General features: G+C 65.7%; 1 protein-coding gene and 1 pseudogene. One reads left to right on the top strand and one right to left on the bottom strand.

The window, feature by feature from the left end; translation table 11 throughout:
• On the bottom strand, positions 1-1573 hold a 1573-nt coding region (locus EN964_RS29970), incomplete at its 3' end, for a phosphate acyltransferase (RefSeq protein ID WP_127277105.1).
• Between the two features lie 213 nt (positions 1574-1786).
• Here EN964_RS29970 and EN964_RS29965 point away from each other — a divergent pair.
• Positions 1787-3174 (top strand): annotated as a pseudogene (locus EN964_RS29965) (DNA mismatch repair protein MutS); the annotation flags it as partial.

Raw genomic sequence — 3174 nt, 5'->3', positions numbered from 1 at the left:
GCATGCGCTCGTAGAGATAGTCGGTGTAGATGCCGTTGCGGCGCGACAGCCTTGCATTGATGATCTCGATGCCTTGCTTGTTGAGGTCGATGCCGGCGTGCTTGGCGTTCTCCTTGATGACGTCGTCGCGTCCGAGCAGGATGGCGGTGCCGAGCCGCTGGTTCACATAGGAGACGGCGGCGCGCATGACCTGCTCCTCCTCGCCCTCGGCGAAAACGATGCGCTTGGGCTGGCGGCGCACGCGGTCGTAGATGCGCTGCAGGGTCGAGGCGATCGGGTCGCGGCGGGCCGACAGCTCCTGCGCGTAACGGTCGAGATCGAGGATCGGCTTGCGGGCGACGCCTGAGTCCATCGCCGCCTTGGCGACCGCGATCGGGATGGCCGAGATCAGGCGCGGGTCGAACGGCACCGGGATGATGTAGTTGGGGCCGAATTTCGGCCGGTTGCCCTGATAAGCGGCGGCGACATCGTCGGGCACATCCTGGCGCGCCAATGCCGCCAGCGCCTGCGCGGCGGCGATCTTCATGTCGTCATTGATGGTGGTTGCCCTGACATCAAGCGCGCCGCGGAAGATGTAGGGAAAGCCGAGCACGTTGTTGACCTGGTTGGGATAATCAGAACGCCCGGTGGCCATGATGGCGTCGGTGCGGATCTCGGCGACCTCCTCCGGCGTGATTTCCGGGTCGGGATTGGCCATGGCGAAGATGATCGGGTTCTTGGCCATCGACTGCACCATGGCAGTGGTCAGCGCGCCCTTGGCGGAGAGGCCGAGGAAGACGTCGGCGCCATCGAGTGCCTCGGCGAGGCTGCGCGCCTCGGTCTTGACCGCATGCGCCGATTTCCACTGGTTCATGCCTTCGGTGCGGCCTTGGAAAACGACGCCCTTCGTGTCGCACAGGATGATGTTTTCCGGCGCAAAGCCCATCGCCTTCATCAGCTCGATGCAGGCGATGCCGGCCGCACCAGCGCCGTTGCAGACCATTTTTGTGGTCTTCATGTCGCGACCGGTGATCTCCAGCGCGTTGATCAGGCCGGCGGCCGAGATGATCGCGGTGCCGTGCTGGTCGTCGTGAAAGACGGGAATGTCCATCAATTCGCGCAGGCGCTGCTCGATGATGAAGCACTCCGGCGCCTTGATGTCCTCGAGGTTGATGCCGCCGAAAGAGGGCCCGAGGAACCGCACGCAGTTGATGAATTCGTCGGCGTCCTCGGTGTCGACCTCGAGGTCGATGGAATCGACATCGGCGAAGCGCTTGAACAGCACCGCCTTGCCCTCCATCACCGGCTTGGAGGCCAGCGCGCCGAGATTGCCTAGACCGAGGATGGCCGTGCCGTTGGAGATGACGGCGACCATGTTGCCGCGCGTCGTGTAGTCGAAGGCGCGCGAGGGGTCTTCGGCGATGGCCAGGACCGGAACCGCGACACCAGGCGAATAGGCGAGGCTGAGGTCGCGTTGCGTCGCCATCGGCTTGGTGGCGACGACCTCCAGCTTGCCCGGCCGACCCATGGCGTGGAATTCGAGCGCTTCCTGCGCACTGACGGACGGACCGCTGTTCTCGGTTTTCCTGGCCATGATGTTCTTGATTTCCTCACCGGTGCAGCACCTCCTTGAAGCGGGTGCTTTGTTTCGGTCCGAATTAAGACCACGCGCCGCCGCGTGTAAACCGCCCGCGCGCTGGAATCGCGGTCCGCATCGGCAATTGCGGACAAGCTGCCGTCCCGTCGTCCCCCGTTTTTCGAAGCGCCGGCATTAAACCGCATCATCACATCTGCTAGCGTGCCGCGCATGAACATGCACAGCCCGAACGAGCCAGACGCCCCCGAGGCGATGACGCCGGCGCCGACCGTCCACGCCGGCGCCACGCCGATGATCGAGCAATTTATCGAGATCAAGGCGGCGAACCCCGATTCGCTGCTGTTCTATCGCATGGGCGATTTCTACGAGCTGTTCTTCGACGATGCCGAGAAGGCGAGCCGGGCGCTCGGCATCGTGCTGACCAAGCGCGGCAAGTATCAAGGGCTCGACATCCCGATGTGCGGGGTGCCGGTGCATGCCGCCGACGACTATCTGCAAAAGCTGATCGGCCAGGGTTTCCGCGTCGCCGTCTGCGAACAGATCGAGGATCCGGCCGAGGCCAAGAAACGCGGCGGCAAATCGGTGGTGCGCCGCGACGTCGTGCGGCTGGTGACACCGGGCACCATCACCGAGGACAAATTGCTGGCGCCCTCGGAATCGAGTTTCCTGATGGCGCTGGGGCGGGTGAAGGGCGGAGCCGATCACAGTTTCGCGCTGGCCTGGATCGACATCTCGACCGGCGCCTTCCGCGTCACCGATACCACCGCCGACCGGCTGCTGGCCGACATCTTCCGAGTCGATCCGCGCGAGCTGATCGTCGCCGAGCCGGTGTTCCACGATCCGGAGTTGAAGCCGGTGTTCGACGTGCTCGGCCGCGTCGCCAGCCCGCAGCCGCCGTCGCTGTTTGATTCGGCATCGGCCACGGGACGCATCGCCCGCTTCTTCGATGTGGCGACACCGGATAGCTTTGGCGCCTTTTCGCGCGCCGAACTGTCGGCGATCTCCGGCGCCATCGCCTATGTCGAGAAGACGCAGAAGGCCGAGCGCCCGCCGCTGTCGCGGCCCGAGCGCGAAGAGCAGGGCTCGACCCTGTTCATCGATCCGGCGACACGCGGCAATCTGGAACTGCTGCGCACACTGTCGGGCAGCCGCGAAGGGTCGCTGTTCAAGGCGATCGACCGCACGGTGACCGGCGGCGGCGCAAGGCTGCTCGCCGACCGGCTGATGGCGCCGCTGACCGATCCCGCGGCCATCGGCGCCAGGCTGGATTCGGTGTCGTTCTTCCGTTCCGAAACGCGGCTCTGCCAAGCGGTGCGGTCGAGCCTGAAGAGCGTTGCCGACATGCCGCGCGCACTGTCGAGGCTGGCGCTCAACCGGGGTGGGCCGCGCGACCTTGGCGCGCTGCGCGCCGGCTTCGAGGCAGCAGGCGCGATCGCCGAAATCTTTGCCGCCACCGCCCTGCCCCCGGAACTTGCGGCGGCATTGGCCGCCATCCATGCTCTGCCCCAGGCGCTGGCCCAGCATCTGACGCAGGCGCTTGGCGACGAACTGCCGCTGCTCAAGCGCGATGGCGGCTTCTTGCGCGGCGGCTACCATGC

The sequence above is a fragment of the Mesorhizobium sp. M7A.F.Ca.CA.001.10.2.1 genome, assembly GCF_003998575.1.
Classification (GTDB): domain Bacteria; phylum Pseudomonadota; class Alphaproteobacteria; order Rhizobiales; family Rhizobiaceae; genus Mesorhizobium.
The sequence above is the reverse complement of the archived record's forward strand: the minus strand, read 5'-3'. Positions and strand labels throughout refer to the sequence as shown.